The organism is Burkholderia arboris (assembly GCF_038723655.1).
In the GTDB taxonomy this organism is placed as follows: Bacteria; Pseudomonadota; Gammaproteobacteria; order Burkholderiales; family Burkholderiaceae; genus Burkholderia; species Burkholderia arboris.
Genome location: NZ_CP109822.1, coordinates 2,451,880 through 2,469,418, shown reverse-complemented (window position 1 = coordinate 2,469,418; position 17,539 = coordinate 2,451,880). Strand labels below are relative to the sequence as shown.

Sequence of the window (17,539 nt, the reverse complement as noted above, 5' to 3'; positions counted from 1 at the left end):
GCGCGCAACCGTATGCTCGCGGGATGAAATTCGCCTTTCCCAGCATGCCGCCGCTCGCGGCTGTCCGGGCCGCGCTGCGCGACGCGCGCCCGGCGTTGCCGCCCGGTGCGCTTGCATTCGCACTGCGCAATACGGCCGCGTCGCTGCTCGCGCTCTATATCGCGTTCCGGATGAATCTCGACGATCCGAAATGGGCGGCGTCGACGGTGTGGATCGTCGCGCAGGGCAGCCGCGGGATGGGGCTGTCGAAGAGCCAGTACCGGATTCTCGGCACCGCGATCGGCGCGGCCGTCGCGCTCGTGCTGACCGGCGCGTTCGCGCAGACGCCCGAGCTGTTCCTGCCGGCGCTCGCCGCGTGGATCGGCCTCTGTGCGGGCGTGGCGACGTTCCAGCGGAATTTCCGCGCGTATGCGGCGGTGCTCGCCGGCTATACGGCCGCGATCATCGCGATGGACGCGGTGTCCGCGCCGCTGCATGCGTTCGATATCGCGGTCGCGCGGTTCCTGTACGTGGTGGTCGGCATCCTGTGCGGCGCGCTGTTCGAAACGGTGTTTGCGCCGGGCGCACCGCTGAAGGACGTCCGGACGCGGCTCGCCCGCTATCTGGATCGCGCGGTGGCGGTCGGCGCGGGCGCGCTGCGCCGCGAGCCGAACGGCGCGGCCGTGCACCGGTTGTTCGTGGACGCGCTCGAACTCGACACGGCAGCCGAATATGCGGCGGCCGGCGCACCACCGGTGCGCAACGCGATCGGCCATCTGCGCGCAGCGGCGCTGGGCGTGTTGACTGCGCAGGCCGCCGGGCAGGCGATCCGCGAGCACGCGGCGCGTGCCGGCGATGCGCCGGATCCGCTGGTCGACGAGGTCGCGCGCGCGCTCGACGGCATTGCCGCATCGGGCGACGCGGGACACGGGATGGCGGCGCTGCGCGCACGCGTGGACGACGCGCTGCACGCCGAGGCCGCCGCGCCGGTCGGCCCGGATACGTCGCGCCTGCTGACGCTCGACCGGCTGGCGGCGCTGCTCGCCGGATTCGAGCGCGCGTTCGCGAGCCAGGCGCTGCTCGACCGGCCCGAGCCGCCGCCTGCGCGCGTGCGCTATGCGTTCCACCACGATCCGGTGCTCGCATGGCACAACGGGATCCGCGCATTCATCGCGGTGCTGGCCGCGTCGGCGATCTGGATCGTCACCGCATGGCCGTCGGGCGCCGGTTTCGTCGCGATCACGGCCGTGGTCGGCGCGCTGTTCTCGACGCGGCCGAATTCGGTGCGCGCGGCCGTCGGCTTCCTGAAAGGCACGGCCTGCGCGGCGGTCGCGGGCGCGGTCTGCAATTTCATCCTGCTGCCGGCGGTGTCGGGCTTCGAGATGCTGGCCTATATCCTCGGCGTGTTCCTGATCGGCACCGGTATCGCGATGCGTCATCCGCGCACGGCCGCGATGGGCAGCGCATTTGCGATCTTCTTCTGGAATTTCACGTCGCCGGACAACACCGCGCGCATCGGCGACGCCGCGTTCCTGAACAGCGCGCTCGCCACGCTGCTCGGCATCGCGTTCGGTGCGCTGATCTTCGCGCTGGTGTTTCCCGGCGATCCCGCCACCAGCCGGCGGCGGTTGCATCGCGCGGTGCGCCGCGATCTGGCCGGCATCGCGCGCGACCCGCGTGCGTGGTCGGAGAGCGCGTGGCTGAGCCGGACGGCCGACCGTCTCGCGCGTGAACTCGGCTTCGCGGGCAGCCTGCCGCAGACGCTGATCGAGCGCGACATGCGCGACCTGCTCGCGATCTGGGGAATCGGCGACAGCCTGCTGTCGCTTGCCGAACTGGCATCGCGCGAGCCGGCCGCGCGCCGTGCGGTGTCCGTGGTGCGCGGGCGCGTCGCGCGGGCGGAATTCGCCCAGCTCGACCGGACTTGCGATGCGGCGGCGCGTGTGCTCCGACGGCGCGTGGCCGTTCGCGAGGGCGATGCCGCGCCCGCGTTGCTGCGTGGCGTCGTGCTGTTGCGGCGGATCGCGGACGCCGCCGCCGAGCATGGCCGCTTCCTGCGCGGCCGCGGCGACTGAGCGGGGCGGCGGCTCAGGTGAGGCGATACGCGCGGCCGGGCGTCACTTCGGCCGGCAGCGGCTCGCGGTTCAGTTCGAGCAGCGTGCGCTCGATCTGGCGCGTCATCGCATCGAGTGCGAGATGGTTCGGCCCGTCGCCGAACGGCTCGGCGATCGCATGCGCGATCGCGTCGAGCGCGATCAGCGTATAGGCGACGAACACGGTGACGAACGGCGTCGCCGCGCCGATCGAGTCGACGAGGCCGAACGGCAGCAGCACGCAGTACGCATAGATGGTCCGGTGCAGCAGCACATCGTATGAAAACGGGATCGGCGTCGACGCGATCCGCTCGCAGCCGCTCACCATCGACACGAGATCGTCGAGGCGCGCGTCGAGCATCCACAGGCGCGTGTCGGCGAGGCGGCCCGCATCGGCGCGCGCGGCGAACGCTTCGCGCAGTGCATGCACGATGACGACCGGGCGGAACCGCGAGCCGGCGATGCGCGCATGGGCGGCATCGTCGAGCATCCCGCGCAGGTCCGCGGCCGGATCGGTGCCGCGCAGTTGATGCTTGAGCGCATAGACGAACGCGACGACCTGGCGCACGAACGCGCGCCGCGATGCGTCGTCACGATCGACGGCGCCGTAGCAGAGCGCCTGCGACACCAGCGTGCGCGTGGCGGTCAGGACGCCGCCCCACAGTTGCCGGCCCTCGCGGTAGCGTTCGTAGCTCGCGTTGTTGCGAAACCCCGCGAAGATCGCGAGCGTGAGCCCGATCAGCGTGAACGGCGTCGGGTTCAGCGGCACTTTCTCGCCGAGCACGCGGCCGCCGCCCCACACCGCGACGAGGCTGATCGCGAGCGTCAGCACGAGCTGCGGCAGGATGGTCGGCAGCACCGAGCCGTTCCAGACGAGCAGCATCCGCAGCCAGTGCTCGCGCGGCCGAACGATCATCGTCGTGCTCCGTCAGGCGGCGATCGACGCCGGCGCGGCCGCGCGATGCAGCAGCACGGGCACCGACTTCGACGTCGGCGTGTTGCACACGTCGCCGACGCTGTCGAGCGGCACGAGCGGGTTGGTTTCCGGGTAGTACGCGCCGATGCAGCCGCGCGGGATGTCGTACTCGACGAGCAGGAAGCCGTCCGCGCGCCGCTCGATGCCGTCGTGCCACACGGTCTCCATGTCGACCCATTCACCGGCCTTCAGGCCGAGCATCGCGAGATCGTCGCGGTTGGCGAACACCACGCGGCGCTGGCCGAACACGCCGCGATAGCGGTCGTCGAGCCCGTAGACGGTCGTGTTGTACTGGTCGTGCGAACGCGTCGTCATCAGCGTCATCAGCCGTTCGCCGTGCAGTGCGCGGGCGCGCTGGATCGGCGTGTCGGTCGGCAATGCGTGCGCGATGAAGTTCGCCTTGCCGGTCGGCGTGAGCCATTCGCGGTCGCGCGACGCGACGCGCAGGTGGAAGCCGCCCGGCCGTGCGATGCGCGTGTTGTAGTCGTAGAAGCCGTCGAGCGTCGCTTCGATCGCGTCGCGGATCTTCGCGTAGTCGTCCTTGTAGGCGAGCCAGTCGATCTTGCCGCTGCCGAACAGCGCATGGGCCATATGCGCGACGATCGCGGGCTCCGACATCAGGTTCGGCGACGCCGGCTTGTTCATCCCGTACGACACGTGGACCATGCTCATCGAATCCTCGACCGTCACGCCTTGCGCGACGTTGTCCTGCAGGTCGATCTCGGTGCGGCCGAGCGTCGGCAGGATCAGCGCATCGCGGCCGTGGATCAGGTGGCTGCGGTTCAGCTTGGTCGTGATGTGCACCGACAGGTCGCAGCGGCGCATGCCTTCCCACGTGCGCGGCGTGTCGGGCGTCGCCATCGCGAAGTTGCCGCCGAGGCCGATCAGCACCTTCACGTGGCCTTCGAGCATCCCTTCGATCGTCTCGACGACGTCGTAGCCATGATGGCGCGGCGGTTCGAAGTCGAATACGTGGCCGAGCCGGTCGAGGAACGCCTGCGACGGCTTTTCCTCGATGCCGACCGTGCGGTTGCCCTGCACGTTCGAGTGGCCGCGCACCGGGCACAGGCCGGCGCCGGGGCGGCCGATGTTGCCGCGCATCAGCATCAGGTTGGTCAGCATCTGCACGGTCGCGACCGAATGCTTGTGCTGCGTGATGCCCATGCCCCATGTCGCGATCACGCGTTCGCTGCGCGCATAGAGCTGCGCGAGGGCGTCGATCTGCTCGTACGGCACGCCGCTTTCGGCCGTCAGCGCGGACCAGCTTTCGGCGCGCAGGTCGTCGGCGAATGCATCGAAACCGGCGGTGTGTTCGCCGATGAACGCGGTGTCGAGCACGCGCGGCGCACCGGCGGCGCGCGCGGCGTCGTCGAGTTCGAGCACGCGCTTCGCCATCCCCTTGATCAGCGCGAAATCGCCGCCGATCGTCGGCTGGATGAACGTCGACGCGATCTTGGTGCCCGACATCGTCAGCATCTCGAGGGGGCTTTGCGGATCGGCGAAGCGTTCGAGGCCGCGTTCCTTCAGCGGGTTGATCGACACGATCGTCGCGCCGCGCTTCGCGCATTCGCGCAGCTCGCCCATCATCCGCGGATGGTTGGTCGCGGGGTTCTGGCCGAAGATCAGCAGCGTGTCCGCATGTTCGAAATCGTCGAGCGTGACGGTGCCCTTGCCGACGCCGACCGAGGCCGGCAGCCCGCGGCTCGTCGCTTCGTGGCACATGTTCGAGCAGTCGGGGAAGTTGTTCGTGCCGTACAGCCGCACCAGCAGCTGGTACAGGAACGCCGCCTCGTTGCTCGCGCGGCCGGACGTGTAGAACGCCGCCTGGTTCGGGTCGGGCAGCGCGCGCAGGTGGCGCGCGATCAGCTCGAACGCATCGTCCCACGCGATCGGCACGTAGCGGTCGGTCTGCGCGTCGTACACCATCGGGTCGGTGAGCCGGCCGTGCTGTTCGAGTTCGAAGTCCGACTGTTCGAGCAGCTCGGTGACCGTATGCGCGGCGAAGAAGTCGGGTGTCACGCGCTTGCTCGTCGCTTCGGCGGCCACGGCCTTCACGCCGTTCTCGCAGAATTCGAACGTCGACGCGTGCTGGCGGTCGGGCCACGCGCAGCCCGGGCAGTCGAAGCCGTCCGGCTGGTTCTGGCGCAGCAGCGTACGGTAATTGCCGCCGGCGACCTTTTCCTTGATCAGGTTGATCGTGACGGCTTTCAGCGCGCCCCAGCCGGCGGCCGGGTGGGTGTACGGTTCGATGCGCGCGGTGGCGGATTTCTTTTTCATGATGCGGGTGTCGGGGTCGATGGCTGCAGAGTACGCGCGGCACCCGTCCGGCTGTGTGTACACCTGTTCACTTCAAAAAAGAGTACAGTTGCGGCCATTCATACAGTGCGGATCGCAACTGTGTTGTTGAAGGGAAGTTGAAAGGGAGGCGCGTGAAGCGTTACGAACAACTGGCCGACGATCTCCAGGCGCAGATCGAGCGTGGCGTGTACCGGCCGGGCGAGCGGATTCCGTCGGTGCGGCAGGCGAGCCGCCAGCAGCAGCTGAGCGTGACGACCGTGCTGCGCGCGTACCTCGTGCTGGAAAGCCGCGGGCTGATCGAAAGCCGGCCGCAGTCGGGCTATTTCGTGCGGGCGCGCGCGTCGGCGCCGGCCGAGGCCGAGCTGCACACGTCCGCGCCGACGGCCGAGCCGTCGGCCGTGGACGTCAGCCGGCTCGTGCTGTCGACGCTGCGCTCGATCGCGCGCGACGACGCGGTCCCGCTCGGCTCGCCTTATCCCGACGCGTCGCAGTTTCCGGTGCAGCGCCTCGCGCGCTATGCGCAGGCGATCGGCCGGCGCCGCACGCGCTGGGGCGTGATCGACGATCTGCCGCCCGGCAACCGGGAGCTGATCCGCCAGATCGCGCGGCGCTATGCGGAACGCGGGATCCCGGTCGAGCCGGGCGAGATCGTGATGACGATCGGCGCGACCGAGGCGATCAACCTGTGCCTGCAGGCCGTTGCGAAGCCGGGCGACACGATTGCCGTCGAATCGCCGACGTTCTACGCGATGCTGCACGCGATCGAGCGGATGGGCATGCGTGCGCTGGAAGTCGCGACGCACCCGGGCGACGGCATCGATCTCGACGCGCTCGAGCGGGTGCTCGAACGCGAGCGCATCGCCGCGTGCATGGTGATGCCGAATTTCCAGAATCCGCTCGGCTTCCAGATGCCCGATGCGCGCAAGCGCGCGCTCGTCGAACTGCTGGCGAAGCATGGCGTGCCGGCGATCGAGAGCGACGTCTATCACGAGCTGCATTTCGGCGACACGACGCCGAGCGCGCTGAAATCGTTCGACCGCGACGGGCTCGTGCTGCATTGCGCGTCGTTCACGAAGAGCCTGTCGCCGCGCTACCGGATCGGCTGGGCGATGCCGGGCCGCTACCGCGACCAGGTCGAGAAACTGAAATTCCTGAATACGCTCGCGACGCCCGCGATCGAGCAACTGGCGATCGCCGAGTACCTGAAATACGACGGCTACGATTTCCACCTGCGGCGCATGCGCAAGCAGTACGCACAGCAGGCGAGCCTGATGAGCGCGATGGTGCGGCGCTTCTTCCCGGAAGGCACGCGCTTGTCGCAGCCGCAGGGCGGGTACGTGCTGTGGGTCGAGCTGCCGCCGCAGGTCGATGCGATGAAGCTGTACACGCTCGCGCTCGCGCAGCGGATCACGGTTGGGCCCGGCCACATGTTCTCGGCGGGCACCGATTACCGGCATTTCATCCGGCTCAACTACAGCTATCCGTGGTCGCGCCAGATCGAGGACGCATTGAAGGTGCTCGGGCGGCTCGCGTCGGAGTGCGCGGCGCGGTGAGCGTTGTCGCGAAGGGCAGCGGCCGGTGACCGGCCGCCGCGTCGCGCATCAACCCGCTTGCGGCGCCTGCAACCCGGCCTTCGCGGCGACGGCCATCTGCCGCATGTCGAAGCCCGACGGGTGCTGGTACACGCGCAGCCCGAACTCCGGCAGCACCGCGATCAGGTGATCGAACAGGTCGGACTGGATGGTTTCGTAGTCGACCCACGACGTCGTGTCGGTGAAGCAGTACAGTTCGAGCGGAATGCCTTCGGCCGTGAGCGGCAACTGCCGCGCCATGCAGGTCATGTCGCGGCGGATGCGCGGATGGCCCTTCAGGTAGTTCGCGACATACGCGCGGAACGTGCCGAGGTTGGTCAGCTGGCGGCGGTTCGCCGCGCAGTCGCCGGCCGCGCCGAGCGTGCCGTTCCATTGCTCGATCGCGTCGACCTTGTCCTCGAGATAGTCCTTCAGCAGCGTCAGGCGTTCGAGCCGCTCGATCTCGTCATTCGACAGAAAGCGCACGCTCGTCGCGTCGACGAACAGCGCACGCTTGATGCGGCGGCCGCCCGCTTCGGTCATCCCGCGCCAGTTCTGGTAGCTCTCGGTGATCAGCTTCCACGTCGGCACCGTGATGATCGTGTGATCGAAGTTCGCGACCTTGACGGTGTTCAGCGTGATGTCGATGACGGTGCCGTCCGCGCCGGCCGACGGCATCGTGATCCAGTCGCCGATCCGCAGCATGTCGTTCGACGACAGTTGCACGCCGGCGACGAGGCCGAGCAGCGTGTCCTTGAAGATCAGCATCAGCACCGCGGACATCGCGCCGATGCCGGACAGCAGGAGGCCGATCTGCTTGCCGGTTGCGTCGCCGATCACGACGAGCGCCGCCGTGATGAACATCACGAGCTTGACGAGCTGCATCGCGCCTTTCAGCGACAGGCGCGGCTGGTCGCGCTGATAGGTGCGGTGCGCGTGTTCGAGCGCCGACAACGTCGCGCTGATGGTCATCGTCACGAGGAACACGATCAGCGCGAACAGCACCTTGTCGGCGGCCTGAGCGGCCGTGTCGGGAATGCCGGGCACCGCACCGAGCCCGAGCTTGACCACGACGAACGGGACGATGCGGTTCAGCCATTTGAATGCGCCGAACTCGAACAGCGCGTCGTCGACGCACGTGGCGGACAGCCGCGCGAGGCGCGCAACCACGCGAAACAGCAGGAAGTGGACGGCGACGGTGATCGCACCGGCGGCGGCGAGCAGGACGAGGATGCCGACGAGCGGCGTCAACCAGGATTCGTTCAGGGTCATGGCGGCAGACAGGGGCCTTCTGGTGCGTTGAATCGGCGCCGCGACGCGGCGCGCGCCCGGTGAAGGGCACATGAAAGGGACCGTGATTGTGCCATCGGGTTCCGGGCGCATGCCGTGAATGCCGCGTCGACCGGCTCCCGAATAGGCTCACCCTTGTGCAGGTGTCCTCTGCATTCAGGTGAGGGCGCGCAGTGAATCTGCGTCACCTCAGGCCGGTGTCGAGTCGCTTGCCGGATACATCGCGCGCCTGCCTGCGATCGGCGCGCAGCCTTTGCAGCGGGCCTTCGCGCTTCGATGCGCTCGATCGGCGATCCGTGCCATCATGCGGACGTCGCATGCGTTGCCGGGGCGTCGCTCGCGCCTGCGTGCGGCCTGTCAGCCAGCGGTGAGCGACACGCGGCGCTTTCGCGCACTTGCCATGCCGGGGCCGCCCGGGGCACGATGCGCGAACGACTTCGCGAACCCGTCACATCGACCTCACGCATTTCACGCATGCAAGATTCCAACGAAAGCCGCTCGTCAGGCGTGCGGCTGCTGAAGGGCATTCTCCCGATCCGCCGCGCCGGGGCCATCCGCGACGTATTCGCGGGCGTCTCGCTCGCGTCGATGGACATCCCGCAGGTGCTCGGCTACGCGCGCATCGCCGGGATGCCGGCCGTCACGGGCCTGTACACGGTGTTCCTGCCGCTCGTTGCGTTCGCGTGCTTCGGCGCGTCGCGCCATCTGGTGGTCGCCGCCGACTCCGCGACCGCGACGATCTTCGCGAGCCGGCTGTCGTCGATGGCGCCGGCCGGCAGCGCGGACTATGCGGCGCTGGCCGGCATGGTCGCGCTGCTGACGGCCGCGATGCTGCTGCTCGCGCGCATCTTCAAGCTCGGCTTTCTCGCCGATTTCCTGTCGCGCACGGTGCTGGTCGGCTTTCTGGCCGGCGTCGGCGTGCAGGTGTCGATCGCGATGCTCGGCGACATGCTCGGCCTGTCGGTGCCGTACCCGGCGTCGCGTAGCCTCGCGCAACTCGACTACGTCGTCACGCATCTCGGCCATACGAACCGGCCGACGCTCGCGCTCGCGGCGCTCGTCGTCGTCGCGATTCTCGCGTGCAAGCGGTTCCTGCCGCGCGTGCCGATGCCGATGATCGCGGTCGCGGGCAGCATCGCCGCGAGCGATGCGTTCGGCTTCGCCGCGCACGGCATCGCGGTGCTCGGGCCCGTCGCGGGCGGATTGCCGCCGCTGCGCTGGCCCTCCGTCACGTGGCAGCAGTTCCTCGATCTCGTGCCGGTCGCCGCATCGTGCTTCGTGATGATCATCGCGCAGAGCGCGGCGGCCGCGCGCGTGTTCGCGCAGCAGTACGACGAGGACGTCGACACCAATGCCGACATCCTCGGTCTCGCGGCCGCGAACGCGGCCGCCGCGGTCGGCGGCGCGTTCGTCGTGAACGGCAGCCCGACGCAGACGGCGATGGCCGACGGCGCGGGTGTGCGCAGCCAGATCGGGCATCTCGCGTTCGCCGCGGTGGTGGCCGTCGTGCTGCTGTTCTTCAGCACCTACCTCCAGTATCTGCCGCATGCGGTGCTGGCCGGCATCGTGTTCACGATCGCGCTCGGGCTGATCAACGTGCGCAGTCTCGCGGCGATCCGCAAGGAAAGCCCCGGTGAATTCACGCTCGCGTTGATCACGGCCGCGGCCGTCGTGACGGTCGGCGTCGAGCAGGGCATCCTGCTGGCCGTCGCGCTGTCGCTGATGCGGCACGTGCGTCACAGCTACCAGCCGCATACGATGGTGCTCGAACCCGTCGCAGGCAACGGGCGCTGGCAGCCGGTGCCCGCGCGACGCGGCGCGATGACGGCGCCGGGGCTGATCGTCTACCGGTTCGGCTCCGACCTGTTCTTCGCGAACGATCACCTGTTTGCCGCCGAAGTGACCGAACTCGTCGAGGCGGCGCCGGTGCCGCCGCGCTGGTTCGTCGTCGATGCGGGCGCGATCACCGACGTCGACTATTCGGCCGCGCGGACCCTCACCGATCTCGTCAGGGCGCTGCATGCGCGCGGGATCGGCGTGCTGTTCGGGCGCGTGAACCGCTACCTGCGCGCGGACATGGATCGCCACGGGATCACCGAGGTGGTCGGCGCGGCATGCATCTTTGCGACGCTGCATCAGGCGCTGGAAGCGGCGGGCACCACGCCTGCGCCGCAGGAGCCGGGCACGGTGTAGCGCGAACCGGCGCTACGCGGCCGTGCGCAAGCGCGCAAAACCGTTGCGCAAGTAGCGGGCCAGTTCCGCCGCGGCCGGCGTGTGCTGGCCGCGCGGCACATGCAGGTTGATCGAGAAGTTCGGCAGCGCGGGCAGGCCGTTGCCGGCCGGCAGGATGTCGAGATCGGCCGGTACGGTGGACGCGAGCCAGACGGTTACGGCGAGATCGGCGCGCACGGTCGCGGCCGTTGCGTCGAAGCTGCCGTTCTCGAACAGGGTGCGCCACGCACGATCGCAGCCGCGCAGTGCGTCGAGCACCGTCGGGCGGAACGCGCAGGTCTGCGCGACCATCGACACCGGCAGCGGCGTGTTCCGGTGCGCGGTGCCGCCTTTCGCGCCGACCCAGACCAGCCGGTCGACGGCGATGCACTCGCCGCGCGCCGATCCGGCCGGCGCCTCGATCAGCGCGACGTCGAGGTCGCCCTGCGCGAGCCCCCGGCGCAATTCCGGCGACGCCGCGCACACGAGCGTGAGCGCAACCTGCGGATGCGCCTGCGCATAGCGTTTCAGGATCGGTGCGAGACAGGTGCCGACCAGATCCTGCGGCGCACCGAGACGCACCGCGCCTTCCATCGCACCGGCCGTCAGGTCGGTGAGCAGCGCATCGTGGACCGCGAGCAGCCGGCGCGCCTGTTCGAGCAGCCGCTCGCCGGCCGCCGTGAGCAGCAGGTTGCGATGCTCGCGGACGAACAGCGGGCCGGACAGCGTTTCGAGCCGTGCGACCTGCTGACTGATCGCGCCCTGCGTCAGGTGCAGCGCGTGGCCGGCCGCCGTCATGCTGCGATGATCGGCGACCGAGACGAATGCGCGCAGCAGCGCGATGTCGAGATTGCGTGCCATGCGTCGCATTATGGATGCTAATGGCAGGCATAAAAAGCTTTCGCTTTCGTCATGCGTGCATCGCAGGTAAAACGAGGCTTCGACGACGACAACCGGAGCTGCCGTGCCGCTTCACGACTACCTGCCGCTGATGCTGTTCGTGATCGTGTCCACCGTGACGCCCGGCGGCGCGACGACGCTCGCGACCGCCTCGGGCGCCCATTTCGGCTACCGGCGTTCGCTGCCGCTGATGGCCGGGATCGCGGCCGGCCTGGCGTCGATGGCGGCGGCCGCGGCGGCCGGGCTCGGCAGTGTGCTGCTCGCGCTGCCGACGTTGCAGCTTGCGATGAAGGCGGTCGGGTCGCTGTACCTCGTGTGGCTGGCCGTGCGTATCGGGCGCGGCGGCAAGCCGCGGCTCGATGCCGCCGTGCAGCGGCCGCAAGGATTCGTCAGCGGTGTGTGGATGCTCTGGCACAACCCGAAGGGCTGGGCGATGACGCTCGGTGCGGCCGCGTCGTTCGCTGCGCTCGCGTCCGGGCCGGCGCGGCTCGGCGTGCTGCTCGGGCTCGCGTTCGGCGTGGCGGCGATGGCGTCGCTGTCGCTGTGGTGTTTCGCCGGGCTGCTGTTCGCACGCGTGTTGCGCACCGAGCGGCAGTGGCGCTGCCTGAATGCCGGGCTGGGCTTGCTGCTCGTGGTGTCGATCGTGCCGATGTGGCTGCCGTAGCAGGAGGCCGCGCACGCGGCGCTCCCGCTGTTCAGTGCGAGCCGGCCCGCGCGGTACCGTCGGGCCGACCACCGGCGCCGGCCGACCACACCGGTAACCGCAGCGTCGTCGCGCAGCTTGCCGCATGCAGCGCGCACAGCAGGCCGAACGCCCATGCATACGCGACGGCCGGCGTGCCGCCGGGCGATACCGATTCGGCCTGCAGCCGCCACGCGAGAAACAGCGTGCACACCGTCGTGAACGTCGGGCCGCCGAGGCGCTGCACGATATTGAGCGACGTGGTCGCCATCGGCAGGTTGCGGCGTTCGACCGACGCATACGCGGCGGCGATCGACGGTGCGCCGATCGCGCTCTGGCCCATGCCGCGCAGAAACAACGCGGGCACGAGCACCAGCGGGTCGTAGCCGGTCAGCGCGACGAACACGAACGGCAAGGTCGCGAACAGCGCCAGCAATGCACCGGCAGCGGCCAGCCGGCGCACGCCGAAGCGGCTCGTCAGTGCGCCCATCGACGGATAGGTGACGAGCATCCCGAGCCCGAGCGGCGCGAGCAGCCAGCCCATCTCGCCCGGTGAGCGCCCGCACGCCTGGATCAGGAACACGGGGATCAGCATCTGGCCCGCGTACATCGCGCCGTTCGACAGGAACTGGGTGCCGGCCGCCGCGCCGAACACGCGCGAGCGAAACAGCGCGAGATCGATCAGCGCATGTTCGCCCTTGCGTCGCTCGAAGCGCAGGAACACGACCAGCAGCAGCGCCGAGCACGCGACCGCGGCGATGCCGAGGGCCGAGCCGATTCGTTCGACGCCGTACAGGAACAGCACGAGGCCGGGCGACAGCAGCGCGAGACCGACCCAGTCGAGTTCGCGCGGTTGCGCGTCGTCGCGGTCGCCGGGCAGGAAGCGCGCGGCCAGTGCGAGCGCAAGCGCGCCGACGGGCAGGTTCACGAGAAACAGCCAGCGCCACGACCCATGCTGCAGGATCGCGCCGGCGACCACGGGCCCGAGGATCGGCGCAAGCAGCACGGGCACCGCCGCGTAGCCGATCACGCGCGCCATCTGCTGGCCGGCGACACGCGCGATCATCATCTGCGCCATCGGCGCGAGCAGCCCGCCGCTGACGCCTTGCAGCACGCGAAACGCGATCAGCGACGGCGCGGACCACGCGAGCCCGCACAGCGCAGACGTGAGCGTGAACGCCGAGAAACACCACAGGTACAGCGCCTTCGCGCCGATGCGGTCGACCAGCCAGCCGTTCAGCGGCAGCACCAGCGTCAGCGCGAGCAGGTAGCCGCTCGTCACCCACTGGATCGTCGACAGGCTCGCATGCAGGTCGGTCGCGAGGCTCGACAGCGACACGTTGACGACCGTCGCGTCGAGCTGCGACAGCAGCGAGCCGAGCGTCGCGACCGCGCTGACCTTCCAGATCGACGGATCGAGCCGGCCGGCCGCGTGGCCTGGCGCCGGCCGCGTTCGCGTGTCGCTCACGCGCCGCGCCGGTCGAGCAGCGCGACGATGTCCTGCGTCGTGCCGGTCTCGCCGAGGCGCGGGAACAGGCGCTCGATGCTGTTCGCGTGTGCATCTGCGTTGAGGTCGGTCATCGCGTCGACGGCGAGCGTCACGTTGTAGCCGAGTTCGTGCGCGTGACGTGCGGTCGATTCGACGCCGATGCTCGTCGCGACGCCGGTCAGCACGATCTGCGTGACGCCGGCCGCCTTCAGGTGCGCGTCGAGACCGGTGCCGGTAAAGGCGCCCCAGGTCTTTTTCGTCACGACGTGGTCGGTGGGTTGCTGGTTCAGTTCGGGCACGAGTTCGGCCCAGTCGGCGGGCAGCGCGTCAAGGCGCGCCTGCTGCTGCGTGCGGCCCGGCGCACCGCCGGCGACGTTGACGAGCACGACCGGCAGGCCGCGGCTGCGGAAGGCGTCGAGCAGCGTGCGGGCGTGTGCGATCACCGGTGCGACCGGGTGGGCCGTGGGGAGGGCGACGATGCCTTTCTGCAGGTCGATGACGACCAGGTGAAGAGAGGTGAGATATTTCCAAGGGAGAACGCGCGATATTTCCGGTATGACGCGGGACGGACCGGGATGTCACGGAACGGCGCTTGCAAACCACTTGCGTAGGTTGAAACAGAAATATATCTCTCTGCGGCAAGGCCCGCGAGGGCCGCGTCAGGCCGAAGGCAAGGCTCGCGAGGAGACAGTGGTCAACGGTGGAACCGCGTAGCGGTTGTCCCCGCCCTTGTGGTGGGGGCAACACCGTTGTCCACTGGCGGACGCGGGATACACGATGGACTACGATGACCGCTGGTGTAGCGCCTACCCACAATCTGGTGTCGAGTTCGGCGCAATTTCCTAACTACTTTAAGAGAAAGAAGGTATCCCCCGCAGATATTATGCGTGTGCAGCCCCAGCTGCATACTATTAACCTTTGAGGAATACCTTCATGGAAGACAAGTCGTTAGAAATGCTCCTGGTCGCTCAAGTCGTCACTTTAGCCCATCAAATCAAAGAGGCCAAGGAACGACGCGGGTCGAGTACGACCGATACATGTGTTGGCGACGCAATCAGGTTGATTCAGAACCAGCGCGCTGAAGTTCTTCGTAAGCTCGCTGAAACTCGCTAGCGTCGCGATCGACGAACGTAGTCGCGTCGATCCAAAATTCGGCGCGACGAAGCACTCGCCGGGCTTGCCCGACAGGCAAGCCCGTCAAGTGCAACCTGATGATTTCAAGTGCGCGTTGTTCTGCTTCGAACTCGTCAAGGTGGATTGTCGTATAGCTGTCATCCGGCATATTTGGCCTCGTCAGTGTCAGGAAACGTCGTTGGGAAACAGGTCGCTTTGGCGAGTCGCGAGTTCTTCGCGCCTTACAGCCTTGATAATCTTGTAAATCCACTGGAGTGACACCCCGAACTTCCGCGCCAGCTCGGCATGGTTGTCGCCGCGAAATTCGTCGAAAATCTGCCGATCACGCTGAGACAGGCGGTACGAGACGCCCATCGGAAAGTAGATGTTCTGGCCACCCCAGTGGCCGGCCATGCGGTCGGCGATCTCGCGCCCGAGCTGGTTCGCCTGGTCGGCGCCGATGTCGGCCAACTCGATCAGTGCCTGGGCGACCTGCAGAGACAAGTCGACCAGCAGCTCCGGCCCTTTGCTTTTGAACGTTTCGTCCTTCATACGGCCTCCGTCGCTCTGTCACGCCATTTTTTGAGGTGCTCAATCACACGGGATGCCTGGGCGGAACTAAGCCAATCAAGCGCGTCGACATGCGTCATACGCTTTACGAAAGCCCCAAGCGCTTCCTCGGACCGGTTTTGCACGACGCCCCGATCCCCCAGCTCAAGCCAGAGGCCGCGGATCATCTTCGACTGCTCGTCGTCGGCTTGACCCCGCGCTCCTTTTTTGGAACGCACTTTAAAGCCGCAGCGTTTCAGATGTTCCAAGACCTTCTCCAGTTCTGGAATGGTCAAGTCGGCGGCCGATTCTTTCCTTCCAACTTGCCTGATGACAGCACGGTAGCTGTCATCGGCCATCGCCAGGTCACGCTTTGCGACGTGAATCAAACGGATGAGCTGCAGCCTGTCAGCCATTTTTCACCCACTCCGAACAACCTTCGCGCACTCGCGGGAGATCACCGCCACACACGCAACCGCCGGCACGTTCGCAATAGCCGCCCGATGCTCTTGCAGTCTGTTGGACTGGAGACGCTGCGAGAAGCTTCCGGAGCGCTGCTGCTGCTGCGGAATGCCTTGTATACAGGAAGCAAGCTGCGTGTTCGAGGACTTCACGCTCGGCAGCCGTCAGGGCATCAGCGCGGCTCATATCAGTGGTCATGGTGTATTCCTTGTGCAAAGTGCGTCGTCCCGGCCAATCGTGGACGCCCGGTACGTCGGGCGTCCATCGCAGTGCGACGATTACTTGACGGCGTCCTTCAGCCCTTTGCCGGCCTTGAACTTGGGCGCCTTCGATGCCGGGATCTTGATTTCCTCGCCGGTCGCCGGGTTGCGGCCGGTGCGGGCCGCACGTGCTCCAACACTGAACACGCCGAAGCCCGTGAGCGTCACAGTGCCGCCTTTCCGCAGGGACTTCGTGATGCCCTCCAGGACTGCCTCCAGCGCAAAGCCGGAATCGGTTTTCGTCAGGCCCGTTTCGGCCGCTACGTGGTTGATCAGGTCCGCTTTGTTCATAAATGCTCCGTATGGTGGATGCCACGAAACGCTCGCGGCCAGCGAAATAGCTCGGTGTCGCGGTTACGCGTTCGCGATGTCGAGCGGAATCTGTACGTATTGATCGGTGTCGCCGAAGCGCTCATAGACGCGGACATACGACTTGCTGCCGATCACCTGCAGGGCTTCGCCGATTGCCCGCATCGCCTCCAGCCAGCGCGGATCGGTGATGTCCAGGCGACGCAGCGCGAGCACGCGGCCGGTGTTGATCTGGCCTTCCTTGTCGGTCGCAAACGCCTGTGTCACGATCGCCTGAATCTCGGGGCGGGCATCCAGGGTCCAGTCACGAAGGCACTCGTCGATCATGGATTTGGCCGCCTGCAGGCGTTCATCGAACGCGATGCGGTCTTGTATGGCGCGCTGGATTCGATAGCGGCCGTCGAACGAGTACAGCGTGACGTTGCCTTTCTTGCCGCCAATCTTCGAGCCGTATTCCTCCGCGGAAAGGTCGATGAAGGCGGAGATATCGCCGAAGATTCGAGCCTTCAGGTCGACGAGCCCCTTCGATCTCGCTTTGGCTTCGTCGGCCAGCTCGCGCACCAGACGATCACGTTCGCGATCGATAGGTTTGATCATGGTTTCCGGGATCAGGCAGCCTTTCGCGTCCTGCCAGTAACCGTTCGGAATCTGTTTCTGTTCCATGTGATGCTCCTGATCGGTAGATGGTTGAAGGTTGGTTAGCTCGTCCACCAGCGACGTATTTCCTTGCGGCAAAGACAGACGAGAAAGACGATTCCCACGGCGATAGCGATGGCGTCGGTCACGGTTTCCTCCGAGAGCAAGAGGCTTTCGTGAGGCGGGTCGACTCGGCCGCGAACTCGCGGTCGAACGCGCGGAGTTTCTTCAGTCGCGCGAGCACTGCACGACGGACCGTTTTTTGAAGGTTCGGCACCTCCAAAGCAGCTTCGCATTTCACGCGATCGAATTCGCGCACCATCCGCATGCGGTCGTCGGCCGTGCAGTACTCCGTTTGCACATTGCCGTAGCGCGGGCCAAGGAACGGGTTCATGCTGCGATCTCCCAGGTCACGCGAACGCTCATGAAGATGACGGAGGCAAACTGCCGGTTGCCTTTCCGCGTGATCGAAATGCCGCCAGCACGCTCTCGCAACAGGTCGGACGATTTCACGAGGTACGGGCCGATCTGGATCGTCGGCCGGCCGCCGTCGCGCGGCGTGATCTCTTCGGCCAGCACCCGGTAGCCCAACCCGCGCAGCGCCCGCGCGCAAGCGTTCAGCAGCGTCAGGCGCGAGACGCACTCCGCGTCGAAGACCCGCGTGCCGTCAGGCAGAAGATTGCGCAGGGGCGGCAGTTTGATTTGCACGATGGCGCCCATG

The 17,539-nt window shown here is 67.5% G+C and carries 17 protein-coding genes; 4 read left to right on the top strand and 13 right to left on the bottom strand.

Annotation, left to right across the window (positions count from 1 at the left end; genetic code table 11):
* Positions 1 to 23 precede the first annotated feature (23 nt).
* Positions 24 to 2,054: an FUSC family protein gene (locus tag OHZ10_RS28365; RefSeq protein WP_174991241.1), complete on the top strand. Its 2,031-nt coding sequence runs from the start codon at positions 24 to 26 to the stop codon at positions 2,052 to 2,054.
* A 13-nt stretch (positions 2,055 to 2,067) separates the two neighbouring features.
* Here OHZ10_RS28365 and OHZ10_RS28360 read toward each other — a convergent pair whose 3' ends face one another.
* Together OHZ10_RS28360 and OHZ10_RS28355 are read right to left on the bottom strand one after the other, a co-directional pair.
* The gene (locus OHZ10_RS28360; protein WP_342705075.1) at positions 2,068 to 2,988 is read right to left on the bottom strand and encodes a bestrophin family protein; all 921 of its coding nucleotides are present in this window, start codon (positions 2,986 to 2,988) and stop codon (positions 2,068 to 2,070) included.
* A gap of 12 nt (positions 2,989 to 3,000) precedes the next feature.
* Positions 3,001 to 5,325 (bottom strand): FdhF/YdeP family oxidoreductase, encoded by a 2,325-nt coding sequence (locus OHZ10_RS28355; RefSeq protein WP_256086262.1) that lies wholly within the window; start codon positions 5,323 to 5,325, stop codon positions 3,001 to 3,003.
* 152 nt (positions 5,326 to 5,477) lie between these two features.
* On the opposite strand from OHZ10_RS28355, the gene OHZ10_RS28350 reads away from it, so the two are divergent.
* Positions 5,478 to 6,899: a PLP-dependent aminotransferase family protein gene (locus tag OHZ10_RS28350; protein WP_342705074.1), complete on the top strand. Its 1,422-nt coding sequence runs from the start codon at positions 5,478 to 5,480 to the stop codon at positions 6,897 to 6,899.
* Positions 6,900 to 6,947: 48 nt separating this feature from the next.
* Here the strand turns inward: OHZ10_RS28350 and OHZ10_RS28345 are convergent, their stop codons facing one another.
* Entirely contained in the window at positions 6,948 to 8,189 is a 1,242-nt protein-coding gene (locus OHZ10_RS28345; RefSeq protein ID WP_342705073.1) for a mechanosensitive ion channel family protein, read from the bottom strand.
* A gap of 492 nt (positions 8,190 to 8,681) precedes the next feature.
* Here OHZ10_RS28345 and OHZ10_RS28340 point away from each other — a divergent pair, with 492 nt between their 5' ends.
* A complete protein-coding gene (locus OHZ10_RS28340) occupies positions 8,682 to 10,400 on the top strand; it encodes a SulP family inorganic anion transporter (protein ID WP_340624851.1) in 1,719 nt (572 codons plus the stop codon).
* Between the two features lie 12 nt (positions 10,401 to 10,412).
* Here the strand turns inward: OHZ10_RS28340 and OHZ10_RS28335 are convergent, their stop codons facing one another.
* Positions 10,413 to 11,288, bottom strand: coding sequence for a LysR substrate-binding domain-containing protein (locus OHZ10_RS28335; protein WP_340624852.1), 876 nt, complete (start codon positions 11,286 to 11,288; stop codon positions 10,413 to 10,415).
* Between the two features lie 94 nt (positions 11,289 to 11,382).
* On the opposite strand from OHZ10_RS28335, the gene OHZ10_RS28330 reads away from it, so the two are divergent.
* Positions 11,383 to 11,982: a LysE family translocator gene (locus OHZ10_RS28330; protein WP_081052022.1), complete on the top strand. Its 600-nt coding sequence runs from the start codon at positions 11,383 to 11,385 to the stop codon at positions 11,980 to 11,982.
* Positions 11,983 to 12,013: 31 nt separating this feature from the next.
* Here OHZ10_RS28330 and OHZ10_RS28325 read toward each other — a convergent pair whose 3' ends face one another.
* From OHZ10_RS28325 to OHZ10_RS28285, 9 genes are all read right to left on the bottom strand, one after another.
* Complete coding sequence (locus tag OHZ10_RS28325) at positions 12,014 to 13,468, bottom strand: DHA2 family efflux MFS transporter permease subunit (RefSeq protein ID WP_342705072.1); 1,455 nt, start codon at positions 13,466 to 13,468, stop codon at positions 12,014 to 12,016.
* Positions 13,465 to 14,037 (bottom strand): cysteine hydrolase, encoded by a 573-nt coding sequence (locus OHZ10_RS28320; protein WP_342705997.1) that lies wholly within the window; start codon positions 14,035 to 14,037, stop codon positions 13,465 to 13,467. The genes OHZ10_RS28325 and OHZ10_RS28320 overlap by 4 nt, the downstream gene beginning before the upstream one ends.
* 506 nt (positions 14,038 to 14,543) lie before the next feature.
* Positions 14,544 to 14,771, bottom strand: coding sequence for a hypothetical protein (locus tag OHZ10_RS28315; protein ID WP_342705071.1), 228 nt, complete (start codon positions 14,769 to 14,771; stop codon positions 14,544 to 14,546).
* A gap of 17 nt (positions 14,772 to 14,788) precedes the next feature.
* Positions 14,789 to 15,154, bottom strand: coding sequence for a Mor transcription activator family protein (locus tag OHZ10_RS28310; RefSeq protein WP_077176700.1), 366 nt, complete (start codon positions 15,152 to 15,154; stop codon positions 14,789 to 14,791).
* A complete protein-coding gene (locus tag OHZ10_RS28305; RefSeq protein ID WP_342705070.1) occupies positions 15,151 to 15,567 on the bottom strand; it encodes a regulatory protein GemA in 417 nt (138 codons plus the stop codon). The genes OHZ10_RS28310 and OHZ10_RS28305 overlap by 4 nt, the downstream gene beginning before the upstream one ends.
* 324 nt (positions 15,568 to 15,891) lie before the next feature.
* Positions 15,892 to 16,164 (bottom strand): HU family DNA-binding protein, encoded by a 273-nt coding sequence (locus OHZ10_RS28300; RefSeq protein WP_342705069.1) that lies wholly within the window; start codon positions 16,162 to 16,164, stop codon positions 15,892 to 15,894.
* A 63-nt stretch (positions 16,165 to 16,227) separates the two neighbouring features.
* The gene (locus OHZ10_RS28295) at positions 16,228 to 16,845 is read right to left on the bottom strand and encodes a DUF3164 family protein (RefSeq protein ID WP_342705068.1); all 618 of its coding nucleotides are present in this window, start codon (positions 16,843 to 16,845) and stop codon (positions 16,228 to 16,230) included.
* 118 nt (positions 16,846 to 16,963) lie between these two features.
* Entirely contained in the window at positions 16,964 to 17,212 is a 249-nt protein-coding gene (locus OHZ10_RS28290) for a hypothetical protein (protein WP_342705067.1), read from the bottom strand.
* Positions 17,209 to 17,538 (bottom strand): hypothetical protein, encoded by a 330-nt coding sequence (locus tag OHZ10_RS28285; protein ID WP_342705066.1) that lies wholly within the window; start codon positions 17,536 to 17,538, stop codon positions 17,209 to 17,211. Before OHZ10_RS28285 ends, OHZ10_RS28290 begins: the two co-directional genes overlap by 4 nt.
* Position 17,539: the final 1 nt, after the last annotated feature.

Excerpts from the sequence above, each read along its gene's own strand:
- OHZ10_RS28290 (WP_342705067.1), bottom strand. The coding sequence starts at position 17,212 with ATGAACCCGTTCCTTGGCCCGCGCTACGGCAATGTGCAAACGGAGTAC.
- OHZ10_RS28315 (WP_342705071.1), bottom strand. The coding sequence starts at position 14,771 with ATGCCGGATGACAGCTATACGACAATCCACCTTGACGAGTTCGAAGCA.
- OHZ10_RS28360 (WP_342705075.1), bottom strand. The coding sequence starts at position 2,988 with ATGATCGTTCGGCCGCGCGAGCACTGGCTGCGGATGCTGCTCGTCTGG.
- OHZ10_RS28355 (WP_256086262.1), bottom strand. The coding sequence starts at position 5,325 with ATGAAAAAGAAATCCGCCACCGCGCGCATCGAACCGTACACCCACCCG.
- OHZ10_RS28285 (WP_342705066.1), bottom strand. The coding sequence starts at position 17,538 with ATGGGCGCCATCGTGCAAATCAAACTGCCGCCCCTGCGCAATCTTCTG.
- OHZ10_RS28305 (WP_342705070.1), bottom strand. The coding sequence starts at position 15,567 with ATGGCTGACAGGCTGCAGCTCATCCGTTTGATTCACGTCGCAAAGCGT.
- OHZ10_RS28310 (WP_077176700.1), bottom strand. The coding sequence starts at position 15,154 with ATGAAGGACGAAACGTTCAAAAGCAAAGGGCCGGAGCTGCTGGTCGAC.
- OHZ10_RS28345 (WP_342705073.1), bottom strand. The coding sequence starts at position 8,189 with ATGACCCTGAACGAATCCTGGTTGACGCCGCTCGTCGGCATCCTCGTC.
- OHZ10_RS28365 (WP_174991241.1), top strand. The coding sequence starts at position 24 with ATGAAATTCGCCTTTCCCAGCATGCCGCCGCTCGCGGCTGTCCGGGCC.
- OHZ10_RS28295 (WP_342705068.1), bottom strand. The coding sequence starts at position 16,845 with ATGGAACAGAAACAGATTCCGAACGGTTACTGGCAGGACGCGAAAGGC.
- OHZ10_RS28300 (WP_342705069.1), bottom strand. The coding sequence starts at position 16,164 with ATGAACAAAGCGGACCTGATCAACCACGTAGCGGCCGAAACGGGCCTG.
- OHZ10_RS28335 (WP_340624852.1), bottom strand. The coding sequence starts at position 11,288 with ATGCGACGCATGGCACGCAATCTCGACATCGCGCTGCTGCGCGCATTC.
- OHZ10_RS28340 (WP_340624851.1), top strand. The coding sequence starts at position 8,682 with ATGCAAGATTCCAACGAAAGCCGCTCGTCAGGCGTGCGGCTGCTGAAG.